Annotated in this window: 2 protein-coding genes; both read right to left on the minus strand. The window is 68.0% G+C overall.

Annotated elements, in window-relative coordinates; translation table 11 throughout:
• Positions 1-253, minus strand: a 253-nt coding sequence (locus EN991_RS38805; protein WP_245461209.1) for an SAM-dependent methyltransferase, incomplete at its 3' end; no start/stop codon positions are given.
• The coding region (locus tag EN991_RS38810; protein ID WP_245461210.1) for an SAM-dependent methyltransferase at positions 250-625 on the minus strand (376 nt) is incomplete at its 5' end. The genes EN991_RS38805 and EN991_RS38810, both read right to left, overlap by 4 nt.

Consider the following 625-nt stretch of genomic DNA (forward strand, 5'->3'; position numbering starts at 1 on the left):
CGCCGGGATCGCCGCCGGAGACCACGGCGACGTCATGGCCCTCTGCGGCCTTGCTCAATGCGTCCTTGGAGCGGGCGAGTTCCTCGCGGTTGTCGGAAGCGACGCGGGTCTGGTCCGGGCGCAGGTCCAGCCGATCGAGATAGGGCTTGTAGCCGTAAAAGAATTTCGCCTCGGCGACAGCGCGGCTGGCCTCCGGGGTGACCTGATCGGCATTGCCGGGCCCAAGGCCGATGACGGTGAGACGGCCACTCATGCCTGTGCTCCCACGGCGCCGGGGCGACCGGACCAGCCGGCGACCAGCACGATGGCGAAGTAGGGTGCCTTGTCGTCCTTTTTGTCGGCAAGCTTCATCGAGACGCTGCCGGCCATGGTGCCGCGCTCGACATAGACGGCGCGCGACAGCTTGGCCGTAGCCTCCAGCGCCCGCCTGATCTTGGGCAGGTTGCGGCCGACCTTCATGATCACGGCGGCATCGGTGTCGGCGAGCCGGCGGCTCAGCTCGAATTCGCTCATCGTGCCCGGCAGCACGGTGAGCACGTCGTCGCCCTGGACGATCGGAATACCGGTCTGCGACCAGCAGCCGGACATGGCGGCGACGCCGGGGGTGAGTTCGGGCGGAAAACGA

The organism is Mesorhizobium sp. M7A.F.Ca.US.005.03.2.1, from assembly GCF_003997795.1.
Lineage (GTDB): Bacteria > Pseudomonadota > Alphaproteobacteria > Rhizobiales > Rhizobiaceae > Mesorhizobium > Mesorhizobium ciceri.